General features: G+C 62.9%; 15 protein-coding genes. 8 read left to right on the top strand and 7 right to left on the bottom strand.

Going from position 1 to position 16,843, the window contains the following annotated elements; translation table 11 throughout:
* Nucleotides 1-150: 150 nt before the first annotated feature.
* The 4 genes from tpx to ACF8R3_RS15295 form a co-directional block, all read right to left on the bottom strand.
* A complete protein-coding gene (tpx, locus tag ACF8R3_RS15310) occupies nucleotides 151-651 on the bottom strand; it encodes a thiol peroxidase (protein WP_058638331.1) in 501 nt (166 codons plus the stop codon).
* A gap of 150 nt (nucleotides 652-801) precedes the next feature.
* Nucleotides 802-2,082: a serine/threonine transporter gene (locus tag ACF8R3_RS15305; protein WP_078478533.1), complete on the bottom strand. Its 1,281-nt coding sequence runs from the start codon at nucleotides 2,080-2,082 to the stop codon at nucleotides 802-804.
* Nucleotides 2,083-2,395: 313 nt separating this feature from the next.
* Nucleotides 2,396-3,592 (bottom strand): amino acid aminotransferase, encoded by a 1,197-nt coding sequence (locus tag ACF8R3_RS15300; protein WP_078478532.1) that lies wholly within the window; start codon nucleotides 3,590-3,592, stop codon nucleotides 2,396-2,398.
* Nucleotides 3,593-3,740: 148 nt separating this feature from the next.
* Entirely contained in the window at nucleotides 3,741-4,766 is a 1,026-nt protein-coding gene (locus tag ACF8R3_RS15295) for an Ldh family oxidoreductase (RefSeq protein ID WP_392515836.1), read from the bottom strand.
* Nucleotides 4,767-5,194: 428 nt separating this feature from the next.
* Between ACF8R3_RS15295 and ACF8R3_RS15290 the strand changes: the two genes are divergently transcribed.
* The 5 genes from ACF8R3_RS15290 (at nucleotide 5,195) to ACF8R3_RS15270 (ending at nucleotide 11,917) form a co-directional block, all read left to right on the top strand.
* Nucleotides 5,195-6,004, top strand: a complete 810-nt coding sequence (locus tag ACF8R3_RS15290) for a gamma-glutamyl-gamma-aminobutyrate hydrolase family protein (RefSeq protein WP_058605392.1) — start codon at nucleotides 5,195-5,197, stop codon at nucleotides 6,002-6,004.
* A 287-nt stretch (nucleotides 6,005-6,291) separates the two neighbouring features.
* Nucleotides 6,292-7,203, top strand: coding sequence for a 5-dehydro-4-deoxyglucarate dehydratase (kdgD, locus tag ACF8R3_RS15285; protein ID WP_078478530.1), 912 nt, complete (start codon nucleotides 6,292-6,294; stop codon nucleotides 7,201-7,203).
* A gap of 102 nt (nucleotides 7,204-7,305) precedes the next feature.
* Nucleotides 7,306-8,670 carry an MFS transporter gene (locus ACF8R3_RS15280; protein WP_058638335.1) on the top strand — a complete coding sequence of 455 codons (1,365 nt, stop codon included), beginning with the start codon at nucleotides 7,306-7,308 and terminating at the stop codon, nucleotides 8,668-8,670.
* A 76-nt stretch (nucleotides 8,671-8,746) separates the two neighbouring features.
* A complete protein-coding gene (gene garD / locus ACF8R3_RS15275; protein WP_182140446.1) occupies nucleotides 8,747-10,300 on the top strand; it encodes a galactarate dehydratase in 1,554 nt (517 codons plus the stop codon).
* 24 nt (nucleotides 10,301-10,324) lie between these two features.
* Complete coding sequence (locus ACF8R3_RS15270) at nucleotides 10,325-11,917, top strand: aldehyde dehydrogenase (NADP(+)) (RefSeq protein ID WP_392515835.1); 1,593 nt, start codon at nucleotides 10,325-10,327, stop codon at nucleotides 11,915-11,917.
* Between the two features lie 45 nt (nucleotides 11,918-11,962).
* Here ACF8R3_RS15270 and ACF8R3_RS15265 read toward each other — a convergent pair whose 3' ends face one another.
* On the bottom strand, nucleotides 11,963-12,712 hold the full coding sequence (locus ACF8R3_RS15265; protein WP_058638384.1) for a FadR/GntR family transcriptional regulator: 750 nt from the start codon (nucleotides 12,710-12,712) through the stop codon (nucleotides 11,963-11,965).
* A 140-nt stretch (nucleotides 12,713-12,852) separates the two neighbouring features.
* Between ACF8R3_RS15265 and ACF8R3_RS15260 the strand changes: the two genes are divergently transcribed.
* Nucleotides 12,853-13,503 carry a DUF998 domain-containing protein gene (locus ACF8R3_RS15260; RefSeq protein ID WP_197844045.1) on the top strand — a complete coding sequence of 217 codons (651 nt, stop codon included), beginning with the start codon at nucleotides 12,853-12,855 and terminating at the stop codon, nucleotides 13,501-13,503.
* 74 nt (nucleotides 13,504-13,577) lie between these two features.
* Nucleotides 13,578-13,907 (top strand): hypothetical protein, encoded by a 330-nt coding sequence (locus tag ACF8R3_RS15255; protein ID WP_058638339.1) that lies wholly within the window; start codon nucleotides 13,578-13,580, stop codon nucleotides 13,905-13,907.
* Between the two features lie 135 nt (nucleotides 13,908-14,042).
* On the opposite strand, the gene ACF8R3_RS15250 is transcribed toward ACF8R3_RS15255, so the two are convergent.
* Nucleotides 14,043-15,257, bottom strand: coding sequence for a YeeE/YedE family protein (locus ACF8R3_RS15250; protein ID WP_392515834.1), 1,215 nt, complete (start codon nucleotides 15,255-15,257; stop codon nucleotides 14,043-14,045).
* Nucleotides 15,258-15,393: 136 nt separating this feature from the next.
* Between ACF8R3_RS15250 and ACF8R3_RS15245 the strand changes: the two genes are divergently transcribed.
* Nucleotides 15,394-16,302, top strand: coding sequence for a LysR family transcriptional regulator (locus ACF8R3_RS15245; protein WP_392515833.1), 909 nt, complete (start codon nucleotides 15,394-15,396; stop codon nucleotides 16,300-16,302).
* On the opposite strand, the gene ACF8R3_RS15240 is transcribed toward ACF8R3_RS15245, so the two are convergent.
* Nucleotides 16,287-16,820 (bottom strand): DMT family transporter, encoded by a 534-nt coding sequence (locus ACF8R3_RS15240; protein ID WP_145255928.1) that lies wholly within the window; start codon nucleotides 16,818-16,820, stop codon nucleotides 16,287-16,289. The two genes, ACF8R3_RS15245 and ACF8R3_RS15240, sit on opposite strands and share 16 nt — an antisense overlap.
* Nucleotides 16,821-16,843: the final 23 nt, after the last annotated feature.

Here is a 16,843-nt window from a genome sequence, read left to right as displayed (position 1 = left end):
CAAAGCGCCTTTACCAGAGGTTTACCTTTGCCTGACGTTGCCAAGACCCTGAACTTTAAACGAAAACGGCCCGGAAAAGCGTTCCGGGCCGTTACAGGGTATAGCTTGGAGCGATGGGCAGGCGGAAGGTTCGATCCCTGCCCGGCGCCGTCACTTCAATGCGGCAAGGGCTGCCTCGTAGTCGGGCTCGTCGGCGATTTCAGCTACCAGCTCGCTGTGCAGCACCTTGTCGTGCTCGTCCAGTACCACGACGGCGCGGGCAGCCAGCCCAGCCAAGGGGCCGTCGGCGATGGCCACACCATACTGCTCAAGGAACTCACGGCCACGCATGGTGGACAGGTTCTTGACGTTTTCCAGGCCTTCGGCGCCGCAGAAGCGAGCCTGGGCAAATGGCAGGTCGGCGGAAACGCACAGTACGACAGTGTTGGCCAGGTCATTGGCCTGGGCATTGAACTTGCGCACGGACGTGGCGCAGGTAGGCGTATCGACACTTGGGAAGATGTTCAGCACCTTGCGCTTGCCGGCGAAGTCCTTGAGCGACTTGTCGGCCAGCCCCTCGCCTACCAGGGAAAACGCCGGCGCCTGGGCGCCAACCTGTGGCAGCGAGCCATTGACCTGGACGGGGTTGCCTTTGAGAGTCACTTGAGCCATGACGAAATCCTCGATCTTGGGTTGGGAAAAGGATCACGAGTTAACCATGACGGCCAGCATGTGCCTATGGGGCAAGGTGAATTTGTTGCCGGTGTGGCAACGGCCCGCCCTGGCGCACTTGCCGGGCACCGGGGCGGGCCTGCTGCAGGCTTAGGCCAAGAGGCCGTAGACGACCGAAGTCAGGGCGACCAGGCCGATCACGGTGACGAACACGTTCGACAGCGCCCCGCTGTACTTGCGCATGGCAGGCACGCGGCGAATGGCATACATGGGCATCAGGAACAGCAATACTGCGATGATCGGGCCGCCGAGGGACTCGATCATGCCCAGGATGCTGGGGTTGAGCGTGGCAACGATCCAGCACACCACCAGCATCAGCGCCGCCACCACGCGGTCCAGGGCCTTGGCACCCGGGCGCGCGCCAGTCTTGCCGATGATGCCCTTGAGGCCTTCGCTGGCGCCGATGTAATGGCCCAGGAATGACTTGGCGATAGCGACGAAGGCGATCAAGGGCGCGGCAAAGGCGATGGTCGGGTTGCTGAAATGGTTGGCCAGGTACGACAGGATCGACAGGTTCTGCGCCTTGGCTTCGGCCAGTTGCGCGCTATCGAGGGTCAGCACGCAGCTGAAGACGAAAAACAGCACCATGGCCACCATTAGCAGGTGCGCACGTGCCAGGATCTGGCCGCTGCGCGCGTCTGCATGATCGCCATAGCGGCGTTTCTGGTCGACCGCGAAGGCCGAGATGATAGGGGAATGGTTAAACGAGAACACCATCACCGGGATGGCCAGCCATACCGTATGCAGGAAGGCCGAACCGCTGGGCACCGTGTGGGCGCTGTCAAGAATACCACCGGTCCAGTGCGGAATCAGGTACAGGCCCAGCAGCGCCAGGGCCACGATGAACGGATAGACCAACAGGCTCATGACCTTGACGGTGGCCTGTTCGCCGCAGCGTACGATCGCGAGCAGGCCCAGGATCAGCACGAATGACAGCAGCGCACGGGGTGGAGGTGCGATGTGCAGCTGGTGCTCCATGAAGCTGCTGACGGTATTGGTCAGGGCCACACTGTAAATGAGCAGGATGGGGAAGATGGCAAAGAAGTACAGGACTGTGATCAAGGCGCCAGCCTTGATGCCGAAGTGTTGTTCTACCACGTCGGTGATGTCTGCCCCTTCGCGCCCCGAAAGCACGAACCGGGTCAGCCCGCGGTGGGCGTAGTACGTCATCGGGAAGGCCAGCACCGCCAGCACCAGCAACGGCCAGAACCCGCCAAGGCCGGCATTGATCGGCAGGAAAAGCGTACCTGCGCCAATGGCGGTGCCAAATAGGCCGAGCATCCAGGTGGTGTCCTGCCGGGCCCATTTGCCGAGGCTGGCGGCGGTCGTTTGTTCGTAACGCTGTTCTACGCTTGAGGCCTGCTCATTCATCCGGGTGACGCTCCACTCGCAAGACTGCAACAGGCTGAGAATGACGAAGCGTTGGCTGCGCCCTACTCAACCGGAAAAAGAGGGGCGCGATTGTGCACGGAAAGGTTGCACTTGCGAAGCCTTTTTCGGAGGGGCGGTTGCACTTGTCTGTACAAGCGGTAGGTGCAGCCGGGCGGCCCAGCACGCTCCGCGTGGAGAAGGCCCTGGCTGGCACAGGCGTCCGTGAGCACGGAATGCGGAAATGGAAAGGCAATCGCCGAAGCCACAGGGCGGCCTCGGCGAGGGTTGCTGCAAAACGTCAAGCCTGGGGTGCTTACTGATGTACAGCCGCGAAGGCCTCGGCAACCCGCTGCAGGTTCGCCGGCCGCAGGCCTGACATGCACACGCGGCCACTGTCGATCAGGTAAACGCCAAACTCATCGCGCAAACGGCGCACCTGCTCCACGCTAAAGCCGGTGTAACTGAACATGCCCCGCTGACGCAGCAGGAACTGGAAATCACGCCCCGGCAGCAGCACACCCAGCGCATCGACCAACGCCTGGCGCATGTCCAGGATGCGGGTACGCATCACCTCTACTTCCGCAGCCCACTGGGCATTGAGGGCGGGATCGTTGAGCACGCCTGCGACCAGTTGGGCGCCGAAGTTGGGCGGGCTGGAATAATTGCGGCGCACGGTGGCCTTCAGCTGGCCGAGCACGCTCTGCGCCGTGGCTGCATCGTCGCAAACCACCGACAGGCCGCCCACACGCTCCCCATATAGGGAGAAGATCTTGGAGAACGAGTTGCTGACCAGGCATGGCACGCCTGCGCTGGCCATCTCGCGGATGGCGAACACGTCTTCGACCAGACCCTGGGCAAACCCTTGGTAGGCGATGTCCAGGAAGGCGATCAACTGGCGGGCCTTGACCACCTCTACCACTTGCTGCCACTGGCCCTGATCCAGGTCGGCACCCGTCGGGTTGTGGCAGCAGGGGTGCAGCAGCACCACACTGTTGGCAGGCAAAGTGTGCAACGTGGCAAGCATGCCCTCGAAGTCCACGCCACGGGTGGCCTGGTCGAAGTACGGGTAGGTGTTAACGGTGAAACCTGCACCCTCGAAGATGGCGCGATGGTTGTCCCAGGTAGGGTTGCTGACCCAGACTTGCGCCTGCGGGAAATAACGCTTGAGGAAGTCGGCACCGACCTTCAGGGCCCCGGAACCACCGACGGTCTGCACCGTCGCCACGCGACCGCCAGCAACCGCCGGATGGTCGGCACCAAACAGCAGGGCCTGAATGGCCTGGCGGTAGCTGGCAAGGCCTTCCATCGGCAGGTACAGCGAAGCATCGTGATCCTGACCTGCGATGCGCTTTTCCACTGCATCCACTGCAGCGAGCTGCGGCACTACTCCGGCTTCGTCGTAGTACAGGCCGATGCTCAGGTTGACTTTGTCGGCGCGCGGATCGGCCTTGAAGGTTTCCATCAAAGAGAGGATCGGGTCGCCGGCGTAGGCTTCGACATGTTTGAACACAGCGTGCAGCTCCTTGGGATCAGGGCGAGTCAAAAAGGCAGCCAAGAGCATACCCGTACTGGCTGGGAATGGGCACCAACTATCGTGCAAGGGGGATATGCAACACTGCATGATCGGGCGCGGGTCCGCCTACCCTGCCCGGCCGCGATCAGGTGAGCAGATCGCGCAACGCCTGCAGGGCACTGGCGGTGATCGCCACCCCTTCGCGCTGCGCCCGCTCACGCTCCAAGTGCCGCCGCGCACCTGGCATGCGGCTGACACCGGCCGCCTCCATTTGCTCCAGCAGCAGGCGACTGCGCTGGGCGAACCGTTGACCTTGTGCAACCTGCGGGTCGATGACGATCAGCAACTGCCCCGTCCACGGCGTCTTGGCCCCGGGATGGCCGGACCAGTCGAACTCCCACGAAAAATGCCCGCCGGTGAGTGCAGCTGCCAGCAGCTCTACCATCATCGACAGGGCTGAGCCCTTGTGCCCGCCGAACGGAAGCAGGGCACCGCCGTCCAGGATCTTGGCCGGGTCCTGAGTCACCTGGCCCTGCCCGTCCACGCCTACCCCCAGGGCCACTGCCTCCCCGGCGCGGGCTGCCAGCTGCACATCGCCATGGGCCATCGCGCTGGTCGCCATGTCGAATACGATGGGCGGATGCCCTTCGCAGGGCGCAGCGAAGGCGATCGGGTTGGTCCCGAATACCGGCTTGCGTGCACCGTGAGGTACGACGCAGGTCATGCTGTTGACCACGCTCAGGGCAACCAGGCCCTGTTCGGCGAACGGCTCCACGTCCGGCCACAATGCGGCGAAATGGTGGGAATTGTGGATGGCCAGCACTGCGATCCCAGCAGCACGCACCTTGGCTACCAACAAGTCCCGGGCAGCCGCCAGTGCAGGCTGCGCAAAACCACCCCGCGCATCGACGCTAATGTAGCCGGCCGCCAGATCACTGATCTCGGGCGTAGCCTTGCCGTCCACCCAACCGCTGGCCAAGGTCGAGACGTAGCCGGGCATGCGGAACACGCCATGGCTATGGGCGCCATCACGCTCGGCGCTGGCACAGTTGGCGGCCAGAACCCGAGCCACTGCCGGTGTGCAGCCATGACGTTCGAAGATCGACTCAAGCAAGGCTTTGAGCTCAGCAAAGGGAACATGCACGACGGGCTCGTGGGTGGGAATGGCCATCAAACTATCCTTCTTCTGATCATGGAGGGTTGAGCTGCACCGCAACAGCTCAGCAGACTAACCCACGCATGCTGGCAGGGCCACGCGATCCGGTCAGATCAACCTCACAACCTCAACGGCTAGCACATGAAACCCGTGGATCATTGCGCCGCTGCAATGAGTCGACTGCGTCGTTAAGTATTATTGACCCTCGCCCCAGCCAAACCCACGCCGGCGCTGACTTATAGCCCGGTCGACCCCGCAATCCGGGCTTAGAGACCGGCTGCAGCCGTTTGACATATCAAACGGCTCTGGCAATCTAACACCAAGTCCCGACCGACATCGTCGACGCCGACGAGTCGGCAGTGCTCGGGGCCCCAGGTTGCACCAGCGCCGCGCGCCTTGCACCTGCACAACAACGACAGGTTCAACCTGTCCCAAGGTGACATATGTCCAACAGCAACATTGGCAACAAGCAACCTTCCCTGCGCAAACCCATCGTTCTGATGACCATGGGTACCCAAGAGCGCAAAGGCCATGACTACCAAGTCATGACCCACAAATACATCACCCCGCTGGTCGACTTCGCCGATTGCGTCCCGGTCCTGGTGCCCACCTGCTGTGGCACCGAGGCACTGGAGACCTACCTGGACATGGCCGACGGCGTGTACTTGACGGGTGCGGGCAGCAACATCGACCCAGCGCTGTATGGCCAGGAGAACGAGACCCCGGGCAAGGGCCAGGACAAGAACCGCGACCTGTTCGACATTCCGCTGGTCAAGGCCGCAATCAAGCGCGGCCTGCCCATCTTCGGCGTGTGCCGGGGCATGCAGGAAATCAATGTGGCGCTGGGCGGGGACATCTACCAGAAGGTCTACGCCGAGCCTGGCTTCAATGATCACCGCGAAAACCCCGAAGACCCTGTCGAGGTGCAGTACGCGCAGGCCCACAGCGTGAAGATCAAGCCCGGTAGCTGGCTGCGCGACACCCTTGGCACGGATGAGATTCGCGTCAACTCCCTGCACGGCCAAGGGCTGCGCAACCTGGGCAAGGGCATCGAAGCTATTGCCCACGCCGAAGACGGGCTCGTCGAGGCCATTCATGCCCCGAGCCTTTCGCCCTTCCTCTTTGCCGTGCAATGGCACCCAGAGTGGCAAGCTGCCAAGAATCCTGATTCGATCAAGATCTTCCAGGCGTTTGGCGATGCGTGTAGAGCGCACGTGCGCAAGGTACAGGGCAAGCCTCAACAGGCTGCCTGATCACTCGAACGCATCCGAGCAGTAAAGCATGGGGCGGCGCAATGCCGCCCCAGTCGTTAGTGGATGCAACTGCCCAACCCTAGAGATACGATGACCTGACAGCAGAACCCGCTGTCCACGGCCCCTGCCGCACGCTATCACCCCGCCATGGCCAGTCATCGACGCCACCCTTAAATCAACCCGACCAAAAAAACCTCCCTAGGGGACTGGCCTTGAAAGAGGTTGTACGATAACTTACCTCACGCACACCGCATCACTCCCACCCCAGCGTCTGGATGCCTATAACAATGAACCCACAAGAACTGAAATCCATCCTCTCCCACGGCTTGCTGTCGTTTCCTGTCACCGACTTCGATGCGCAGGGCGATTTCAATCAGGCCGGCTACATCAAACGCCTGGAATGGTTGGCCCCATACGGCGCGAGTGCGCTGTTCGCCGCCGGGGGTACGGGCGAATTCTTCTCCCTGGCTGCCAGCGAATACAGCCAGGTCATCAAGACAGCGGTGGACACCTGCGCCACGTCGGTACCTATCCTGGCGGGCGTTGGTGGTGCAACCCGCCAGGCCATCGAGTATGCGCAGCAAGCCGAGCGCCTGGGGGCCAAGGGGTTGCTGTTGCTGCCGCACTACCTCACCGAGGCCAGCCAGGATGGCGTCGCCGCCCATGTAGAGGCCGTGTGCCAGTCGGTCAACATCGGGGTGGTGGTCTATAACCGCAACGTCTGTCGCCTCAACGCCACCTTGCTCGAACAATTGGCCGAGCGGTGCCCGAACCTGATCGGCTACAAGGACGGCCTGGGTGACATTGAACTGATGGTGTCGATCCGCCGCCGGCTGGGTGAGCGTTTCAGCTACCTGGGCGGGCTACCGACTGCCGAGGTTTACGCTGCGGCGTACAAAGCACTGGGCGTGCCGGTGTATTCATCGGCGGTATTCAACTTCATCCCCAAGACCGCCATGGACTTCTACCACGCCATTGCCCGGGACGATCATGCCACCGTGGCCAAGCTGATCGACGACTTCTTCCTGCCCTACCTGGACATTCGTAACCGCAAGGCCGGTTACGCCGTCAGCATCGTCAAGGCGGGTGCCCGCATTGCCGGCCATGATGCAGGCCCGGTTCGTGCCCCACTGACCGACCTGAGCCCCGATGAGTACGAAATGCTTGCGGCCCTGATGGACAAGATGGGGCCGCAGTAAACCCTCGCGGCGCCTGCCAGCGCCGCGTCCGGAGTGGGCTCGTCTTACTCCGGCATAAATCGAAGACCCCGCACAACAATAACTAGTGGGAGTACTACCAGCATGCAAGCGACGAAGAAAACGCATGTGCGCTACCTGATCCTGTTCATGCTGTTCGTGGTGACCACGATCAACTACGCCGACCGCGCAACCATCGCCATTGCAGGGTCGAGCCTGCAAAAAGACCTGGGCATCGACGCCGTCACCCTGGGCTACATATTCTCGGCCTTCGGCTGGGCCTATGTGGCCGGACAGATCCCCGGCGGATGGTTGCTCGATCGCTTCGGCTCAAAAAACGTCTATGCATTCAGCATCTTCACCTGGTCACTGTTCACCTTGCTGCAAGGCTTCGTCGGCGGCCTGCCGGTGGCCTGGGCAGTGGTCACTCTGTTTACCCTGCGTTTTCTGGTCGGTTTTGCCGAAGCGCCGTCGTTCCCCGGCAACGCCCGCATCGTCGCCGCCTGGTTTCCGACCCAGGAGCGCGGCACGGCCTCGGCGATCTTCAACTCGGCGCAGTATTTTGCCACTGCCCTGTTCGCACCGCTGATGGGCTGGATCGTGTTCAGCTTCGGCTGGGAGCATGTGTTCGTGGTCATGGGCGTGCTGGGCATCCTTTTCTCGATCATATGGCTCAAGACCATCTACAACCCCCGCCAGCACCCGCGTATCAGCCCCGCCGAGCTTGAACACATCGAGCAGAACGGCGGCTTGGTGGACATGGACCACAAGCGCGGCAACGACGGGCCCAAGTGGGGCTACATCAAGCAATTGCTGACCAGCCGCATGCTCCTGGGTGTGTACCTTGGCCAGTACTGCATCAACGCCATCACCTACTTCTTCCTGACCTGGTTCCCGGTGTACCTGGTTCAGGAACGGGGCATGACCATCCTCAAAGCAGGGTTCATCGCTTCGCTGCCAGCCATCTGTGGCTTCATCGGTGGGGTACTGGGCGGCGTGATCTCGGACTGGCTGCTGCGCCGCGGCCATTCGCTGACCTTCTCGCGCAAACTGCCCATCGTGTGCGGCCTGATGTTGTCCACCACCATGGTGTTCTGCAACTACGTCGATGCCGAATGGATGGTGGTGGGCTTCATGACCCTCGCTTTCTTCGGCAAAGGCATAGGTGCGTTGGGCTGGGCAGTGGTGGCCGACACCTCCCCCAAGCAGATCGCCGGCCTGTCCGGCGGGCTGTTCAATACCTTCGGCAACATCGCCTCGATCACAACGCCTATCGTGATTGGCTACATCATCAGCGCCACCGGCTCGTTCAAGTGGGCGCTGGTCTATGTGGGCGCCAACGCGCTGGTGGCAGTACTGAGCTACCTGGTGATCGTCGGCCCCATCAAGCGAATCGAGCTGCGCGAAGAGTCGCCTGAGTCCAAGCCGGCGTCAGTGCCGGATGCCCAGCTTGCCAGCCCGCGTCACTGATTGAGCACGTGCGCACGGACTAGCCCGTGCGCACGCACGTACAAAAGCCTGAGAACCTGAACAATAGGGCCCGAACATGCAGCTGATCGAACATTCCGAATCGCCGCGCTACATCCGCCTGCACGAGGACGACAATGTCGTGGTGGTGGTCAATGACGGCGGCCTGGGCGAAGGGGCCCGGTTCGTCGACGGGCTGACCCTGGTAGAAGACGTGCCGCAGAGCCACAAGGTGGCCACCGTGCCTATCCCCAAGGGCCAAGCGGTTCGACGCTATGGCCAGGTGATCGGTTATGCCCTTGAGGACCTGCGCCAGGGCAGTTGGGTGCAGGAGGGGCAGCTGGCCATGCCCGCCCCGCCTGAGCTGGACAATCTGCCATGCTGCGATGCAGTTCCCCAGCCACAACCGCCGCTGCAGGGCCATACCTTCGAAGGCTATCGCAATGCCGACGGCACGGTTGGCACTCGTAATATCCTGGGTATCACCACCACCGTGCAATGCGTCACTGGGGTGCTGGAGCATGCCGTCAAGCGCATCCGCCACGAGCTGCTGCCGCGCTATAGGAATGTGGACGATGTGGTCGCCCTCACCCACAGCTACGGCTGCGGCGTGGCCATCAATGCCCGCGATGCCTATATCCCCATCCGCACCGTGCGCAACCTGGCGCGCAACCCCAACCTGGGTGGCGAAGCGCTGGTCATCAGCCTGGGTTGTGAAAAACTGCAGGCCAGCCAGGTGATGCACGACGACGACCCCTCGGTCGACCTCAGCGAGCCCTGGCTGTATCGCCTGCAGGACGCAAGCCTGGGCTTCACTGAGATGATCGAGCAGATCATGGCCCTGGCCGAAACCCGCCTGAAGAAACTCGACAAGCGCAGGCGCGAGACCGTGCCGGCCAGTGAGTTGATCCTGGGCATGCAGTGCGGCGGCAGCGATGCCTTCTCGGGCATCACCGCCAACCCGGCACTTGGCTACGCGGCAGACCTGCTCGTGCGGGCCGGTGCAACGGTGCTGTTCTCAGAAGTGACCGAGGTGCGCGACGCCATCTACATGCTTACCTCCCGCGCCCAGGACCGGCAGGTGGCCGATGCGCTGGTACGCGAAATGGACTGGTACGACCGCTACCTGCACCAGGGCGCTGCCGATCGCAGCGCCAATACCACGCCAGGCAACAAGAAAGGCGGCTTGTCGAACATTGTCGAAAAAGCACTGGGGTCGATCGTCAAGTCAGGCAGCGGCGCCATTCAAGGTGTGCTCGGGCCGGGGGAACGGGTGAGCGGCAAGGGGCTTATCTTCTGTGCCACCCCTGCCAGCGACTTCGTCTGCGGCACCCTGCAGCTGGCCGCCGGGATGAACCTGCATGTGTTCACTACCGGCCGCGGTACGCCCTATGGCCTGGCGATGGCGCCGGTAGTGAAGGTGTGCACCCGCACCGAGCTGGCGCAGCGCTGGCCGGACCTCATCGACATCGACGCCGGGCGCATCGCCACGGGCCGCAGCACCATCGAGGAGCTGGGCTGGGAGCTATTCCACTTCTACCTGGACGTGGCCAGCGGGCGCAAACACACCTGGGCCGAGCAACACCGCCTGCATAACGACATCACCCTGTTCAATCCCGCACCCATTACCTGATCCCTTGTCCTTGAGGAGTTCCAGATGCCAGAGATTCTTGGCCACAACTTCATCGCCAGCCAGCGCAGCGCAGCCGGCACGCAGCGCCTGCAAAGCCTGGATGCCACCACTGGCGAGCCCCTGCCCTATAGCTTCGCACAAGCCACCGAGGGCGAGGTGGCCGAGGCGGCCGAGGCCGCACAGGCCGCCTTCGCAGGGTTTCGCCAATTGCCACCGGCACGCCGCGCCGAGTTTCTGGACGCCATTGCCGCGGAGCTCGATGCGCTCGACGATGCCTTCGTGGCGATCGTGTGCCGTGAAACCGCCTTACCGACAGCTCGGATCCAGGGTGAGCGCGGCAGGACCAGTGGTCAGATGCGCCTGTTTGCTCAGGTGCTGCGCCGAGGCGACTATCTGGGTGCGCGCATCGACCTGGCCCAACCAGACCGTAAGCCGCTGCCGCGGGTGGACCTGCGGCAGATGCGCATCGGCGTTGGTCCTGTAGCGGTGTTCGGCGCGAGCAACTTCCCCCTGGCCTTCTCTACCGCCGGTGGTGACACCGCTGCTGCACTGGCTGCCGGTTGCCCGGTGGTATTCAAGGCGCACAGCGGCCATATGGCCACCGCCGACCTGGTCGGTTGTGCCATCGAACGCGCGGTCGCCCGTACCGGCATGCCCAAAGGTGTGTTCAACATGGTGTTCGGGGCAGGCGTGGGTGAGCCATTGGTCAAGCATCCGGCCATCCAGGCAGTGGGCTTCACCGGCTCGCTCAAAGGTGGCGATGCCCTGTGCCGCATGGCCGCCGAGCGCCCCCAGCCGATCCCGGTGTTTGCCGAAATGTCGAGCATCAACCCGGTGATTGTCCTGCCCGGGGCGCTGGCCAAGCGCGGCGAAGCCATTGCGCGTGAACTGGCAGGCTCCGTTTGCATGGGGGCTGGGCAGTTCTGCACCAACCCGGGGTTGGTGATAGGCCTGCAATCCCCCGCTTTCAGCCAACTCCTCGAAGACTTGGGCACCCATCTGGACCAACAGGCCGGCCAGACCATGCTCAATGCAGGTGGCCTGCGAAGCTATGTCAGTGGGCTGGATCACCTTCACGCCCATGACGGCATCGTGCACCTGGCCGGCCAGCCGCAGACAGGCCCCCAGGCACGTGCACAACTGTTCAAAGCCGAGGCCCGCCTGCTAGTGGCGTCCGACCCGCTTTTGCAGGAAGAAGTCTTCGGTCCGACGACAGTAGCGGTGCAAGCGCGCGACGAGGAACAACTGCGCAGCGCCCTGCAGGGCCTGAGAGGCCAACTGACCGCGACGCTGATCGGCGAGCCGGAAGACTTTGCTGCGTTCGCCTGGTTGGTACCGCTGCTTGAGGAAAAGGTCGGCCGCATCCTGGTCAACGGCTATCCAACAGGTGTGGAGGTATGCGATGCCATGGTCCACGGCGGCCCGTACCCCGCCACCTCGGACGCTCGGGGCACGTCTGTCGGCACGTTGGCCATCGACCGATTCCTGCGGCCGGTGTGCTACCAGAACTACCCCCAGGCGCTGCTACCCGAGCCGCTGCGCGACAGCAATCCGCTGGGGTTGCGCCGGTTGGTCAATGGCCAGTGGAGTGAAGAAGCGCTCCAAGGTAGATCTTGAGTCGTTAGCCGGGATGAGGGACACCCGGAGGCTGGGGCGGTTAGGTCACGCCCCGCTCACCTGCGCCCGCTCATGGGCTTGGCGCAGCCGCTCCCGACTGTTGCTCAGGTGCATGCGCATGGCCATCTTCGCCCCTTCACTGTCCTGGCGAGCAATCGCCTCATAGATCGCTTCGTGCTCATGCATCAACCGGCTCATGTAGTGGGGCTGGTCGTCGTGGGCCAGGCGAGCAGAGTTGAGGCGGGTTCGAGGGATGATGCTGGTGCCCAGGTGGTTGATGATGTCGGCGAAATAGTGATTACCGCTGGCCTGGGCGATGCGCAGGTGGAATTGAAAGTCCGCGGACACTGCGTCGGTAGCATGGGCTGCTTGTTCATTTAGCTCATCGAGGGCTGCACGCATCCCGGCCAGCTCTTCATCGCTGCGTCGCTGAGCCGCCAGGCTGGCCGATTCGATTTCGAGGGCGATGCGCAGCTCCAGTACCGCAAGTACTTCGCGCAGCGTCACCACCGTGGCCGGGTCGATGCGCAGCCCCCCGACCGGCGGAGCGTCCAGCACGAAGGTACCGATACCGTGACGGGTCTCCACCTGCCCGGCGGCTTGCAAGCGCGAGATCGCCTCACGCACGACCGTGCGGCTGACCCCTTCCTCAGCCATGATCTGCGATTCGGTCGGCAGCTTGTCACCGCGCTTGAGTTGACCACTGCGGATGCGTTCGGTCAGCACTGTGACCAGTTCCTGGGCCAGGCTGCGCGGCTTGCGCCTGGCCCGTGGCGGTGGTTGTAGATCTGACATGCCCTGGGCTTCACCTTGAAAGACAGCCGCCATGATAGCGCAGGCAGTTGTACGATCACATACGGCTGCAACGCTATCGGTGCTGGCGCTATCACCAGACCGTTTGTTAAGGTCCGGGCTTTCCACGGAAGGATGCCTGCATGAAATTGCTCGATCGATCACTGCTCAGCTGTGGCTTGCTCATTCCATTGTGGCTAGCTCTGGGCGTTACGCTGACCGCCATGGCCTACCCCGGCTACGATCATCTGCAATTGGCCATGAGCCAGCTTGGCGCCGTCGGTGCCCCAACCCATCATCTTTCCCCGCTGGTGAACAATTTCCCGTTAGCGCTACTGTTCGCCTTGTTCGCATGGGGCATTGCCCGGCGCTGGCGCGGCTCCCGGCTGGCCATGGTCAGTGCAGCGCTGTTGTTGCTGCACGCCGTTGGCAGCTTGGGCACGGGATGGTTCGCCTGCGACCAAGGCTGCGCGCCTGAACAGCCTTCCACGTCGCAGCAGTTGCACAACCTGTCCGGGCTGTTGATGTTCTTGTCCTTGACCCTCGCCAGTGCCCTGTGGATCTGGCTTGGCGCCCGCATCGCGCACTCGCGCGCCCTGGCGGTCTTCTCCCTGGCCTGTACCCTTGGGGCACTTGTCACAGTCGGGTTCATGGGCCAGGCCATGCAGAGCGGCGAATTGTTCGGGCTTTACCAGCGCCTCAATTATGGGGTGGGCGTGCTGTGGGTAGCGGCTATTGCCTGGTACAGCCTGCGCGAACATGCCAGCACAGGCGCCAAAGCTGCGCTGGCCTGAAGGCAAACTGCTGGCCCCCGGCTTTGGAAGGAGGAGGCAAACTTCCTTCTCCTTCAGGAGCTTAGGACAGGAACATGCGAGTAATTCTAGCAATCACGACGGGCTGCCTGCTGGCTACGGCAGGTATCGGCGCCAGCGCCCGACCTTTGACTCAGAACGATCGCCAAGCCTGCAAGTGGGGCGCGCAGATTGCAGCCCAGGCTCAGCAGGCCAAGCTGTCTGGGGTCACGCTGTATACCGCACGCAAGAAGCTGCAGGCACGCAAGTTCGCCAAGCCGTGGATGCGCATGACCGCCTTCGGCATTACCGAGCAGACCTATAACAGTCGCTCGAGGCTATCACCTGCTGCCATCAGCAAAACCTATCAGGAGCAATGTGTGCAACATGCGCTGGCACGCAGATAGCTATACATATCAATTAGTTACTAAACATAGTTGATAAAAAATATTAGCAACTACCCTTCCCGCCATGCTTGGTTCAGCCATTTCGAACCTTGCGTTGAATGGCCCAGTCGGGTATCAACGGGCCAGCCCTTCGCCTTAACAGCCGGTCAAGGTCGTCGCGCGACGCTCCCCTGCAAAGAACGCAGGGCGCAGCCGCACCCCGATCACGTTGCCCAGGTAGGCGGCGATCAGCCATAGCCAGCCGTGCACGCTCCCTGAAGCGATGCCGCTGAAATAAGCGCCGATATTGCAGCCGTAGGCCAGGCGCGAACCGTAGCCCAGCAACAGGCCGCCGATGACGGCGGCGATCAATGACGGCAGCGGGATCTTCAGGCTTGGCGCAAAACGCCCGGCAAGGCCTGCTGCAAGCAATGCCCCCAGCACGATGCCCAGGTCCATGACGGTGGTCACATCCTGCCAGACCGGCGAAGCCAAGGCTTTGGCATTTGCCGGCGCCTGCCAGAACACCCAGCTGCTCACCTGAACACCCAGGCTGTCCAGCACCTTGGCGCCCCATAAGGCAAAGGCTGAGGTGATGCCCCAGGGCCGTCCAGCCAAGGCCAGGGTGGCATAGTTGAGCACGGCCAACGCGACGGCGCCCCAGAGCAACGGCCAGGGGCCTCGCACAAAGCGTTGCAGACCTGCCCGGTCATGCTGCTCGGGCTGTTCAAGCCTGCCATGGCGGCGCTTTTCCAGGTGCACAGTGACCCAGGCGATCAGGCCGAACACGCCCAGGCTCACCAGCAAGGCAGGTACCAGGCCCCATGCCTGCACGATGGAGGTCGCAGGCAAGGATGGCAAGGCAAACCACCAGTCGGCGTGGTGCGTGGCGGTCACGGAACCGATGATGAAGAACAGCAGGGTTACCAGCATGCGGGCATTGCCGCCGCCAACGGTGAACAAGGTGCCCGACGCGCAGCCGCCCCCCAGTTGCATGCCGATGCCGAAGATGAAAGCCCCGAACACGACGGACACCCCGGCCGGTGCCACAAGGCCCGTCACGGGGGTGCCGAACAGGTTACCGGCCGCAAGCGCCGGGAAGAACAGCAGTACAGCCAGCGCCAGCATGACCATCTGCGCACGCAAGCCGGCGCCGCGCCGCTCATTGATGAACACGCGCCAGGCAGAGGTGAAGCCGAAGGCCGCGTGATACAACGTCAGGCCCAGCGCAGCCCCCAGCAGCAGAAGCAGGACCTGCCTGAAGCCTGCATTGACATCCAGGAACCAAGCGCCAGCTATCAGTAGACCCAACGCGACAAGGGGTGCGCCCAGACGGCGCGGTTCAGGTGAAACGGTAGCGGAAAGACCCATCGAAATACTCGGAAAAAATCGAACAGGTGCGCAGTATAACGGCAACCACCGGTGAGGTCGTGTAGTGCCGCCAGCGGTGCAGGCGCGCATTTGTTAGGCTTGGCCCCTGCCCCCTTACGGATCAGACCCACGAACCATGGATCAATTGCGCCGAATCGACCTGAACCTGCTGCTGGCCCTGCACGCCCTGCTTACCGAGCGGCATGTAACACGCGCTGCCATTCGCCTGCACCGCAGCCAGCCGGCCGTCAGCCATGCGCTGGCGCAGTTGCGCGAGCATTTCGATGATCCTCTGCTGGTACGTCAGGGTGGCACGATGACGCTCACCGCGCGGGCTCAGGCGTTGGCCCAACCGCTGGAGGACGCATTGGCCAATCTGGAGGGGCTGCTGAGCACGCCCCAATTCGATGCTACGCAGGCCCGGCGACGCTTCCGTCTCTCGCTGTCGGACTATGCAGCACGGATCATCCTGCCACCTCTGCTGCGCCATGTGCGGCGCGTTGCCCCGGGCATCGACCTGGCGGTCAGCCAGGCCAGTCGCGAGGCAATGGTGGCTCAATTGCTCGATGGAGAACTGGACCTGGCGCTGGGGGTCTTTCCGGAATTACCTCAAGGCATCACCGCCCAGTCACTGTTTGCAGATCGCTTCGTAAGCGTGGCTGACCATCAGACGCTGCCGGCCACGGGCAAATTGAGTTTGAGCCAGTGGTTGGCGCGCCCCCATGTGCTGGTGGCTACGCGCCCCGACGCCTTCGATGAGATTGACCGTGCACTGGCCTCCCAAGGTCAGCGCCGGCACATTGCCCTGGCGCTGCCGCACTGGAGCGCAGCCGTAGAAGTAGTGAAAGATACCGACCTGATTCTGACCGTAGCGCGACGGGCCCTCGCCCCGCTGCCTGCCCATGGGGGGCTGTGCGAGTTCGTCCCCCCGCTGCCTTTGGACAGCATCGATTACCGGCAAGCCTGGCACAGCCGCAAGCAGGGTGATGCAGGGCATCGCTGGCTGCGCGAAACGGTGCTGACATGCTGTCAGCCAGAGGTATGATCGTGGCTTGAGCGCTCCACCGCGGGCTCGCTTTTGCTGGGGGTACTGGTGGCCCACTGACCCTGCACCAACCACACGCCGGCCAGGATCATCACAAGCCCGAAAATTCGCGCCAGCCCCAAGGGCCTGCCAGGCAGGTTCATGATGGCAAAATGATCAGCAACCACCGCCGTAACGATCTGCCCTGCCACCACCAGCACCAGAAAGCCTGCCGCGCCAAGCTTGGGCGTCAGCGCCGCCGCCCCTGCCACATACAGGGCGCCCAGCACACCGCCGATCCAGAGCCACCATGGGCCTTGCATGGCCTTGCCGATGTCAGGCGCAGGTACCCGCAACACCAGCAGCGCTGCAATGACAACCACGGCGCTGACGGCAAGCGATGCGAAGGCGCCCCACAGCCAGTGGCCAAGGGCCCTGCCCGCAGCGGCATTGCCCGCCGCTTGAAACGGCAGAACCGCGCCTGCAATCAATGCCAAAACAATGGGTAACAGCACTATCATCAGGGATTTACTGAACATGACCGTTCTCGCTAAACAGGACG

Source organism: Pseudomonas sp. FYR_7, assembly GCF_043106155.1.
GTDB classification, from domain to species: domain Bacteria; phylum Pseudomonadota; class Gammaproteobacteria; order Pseudomonadales; family Pseudomonadaceae; genus Aquipseudomonas; species Aquipseudomonas parafulva_B.
This window is presented reverse-complemented; position numbering and strand designations above follow the sequence as displayed.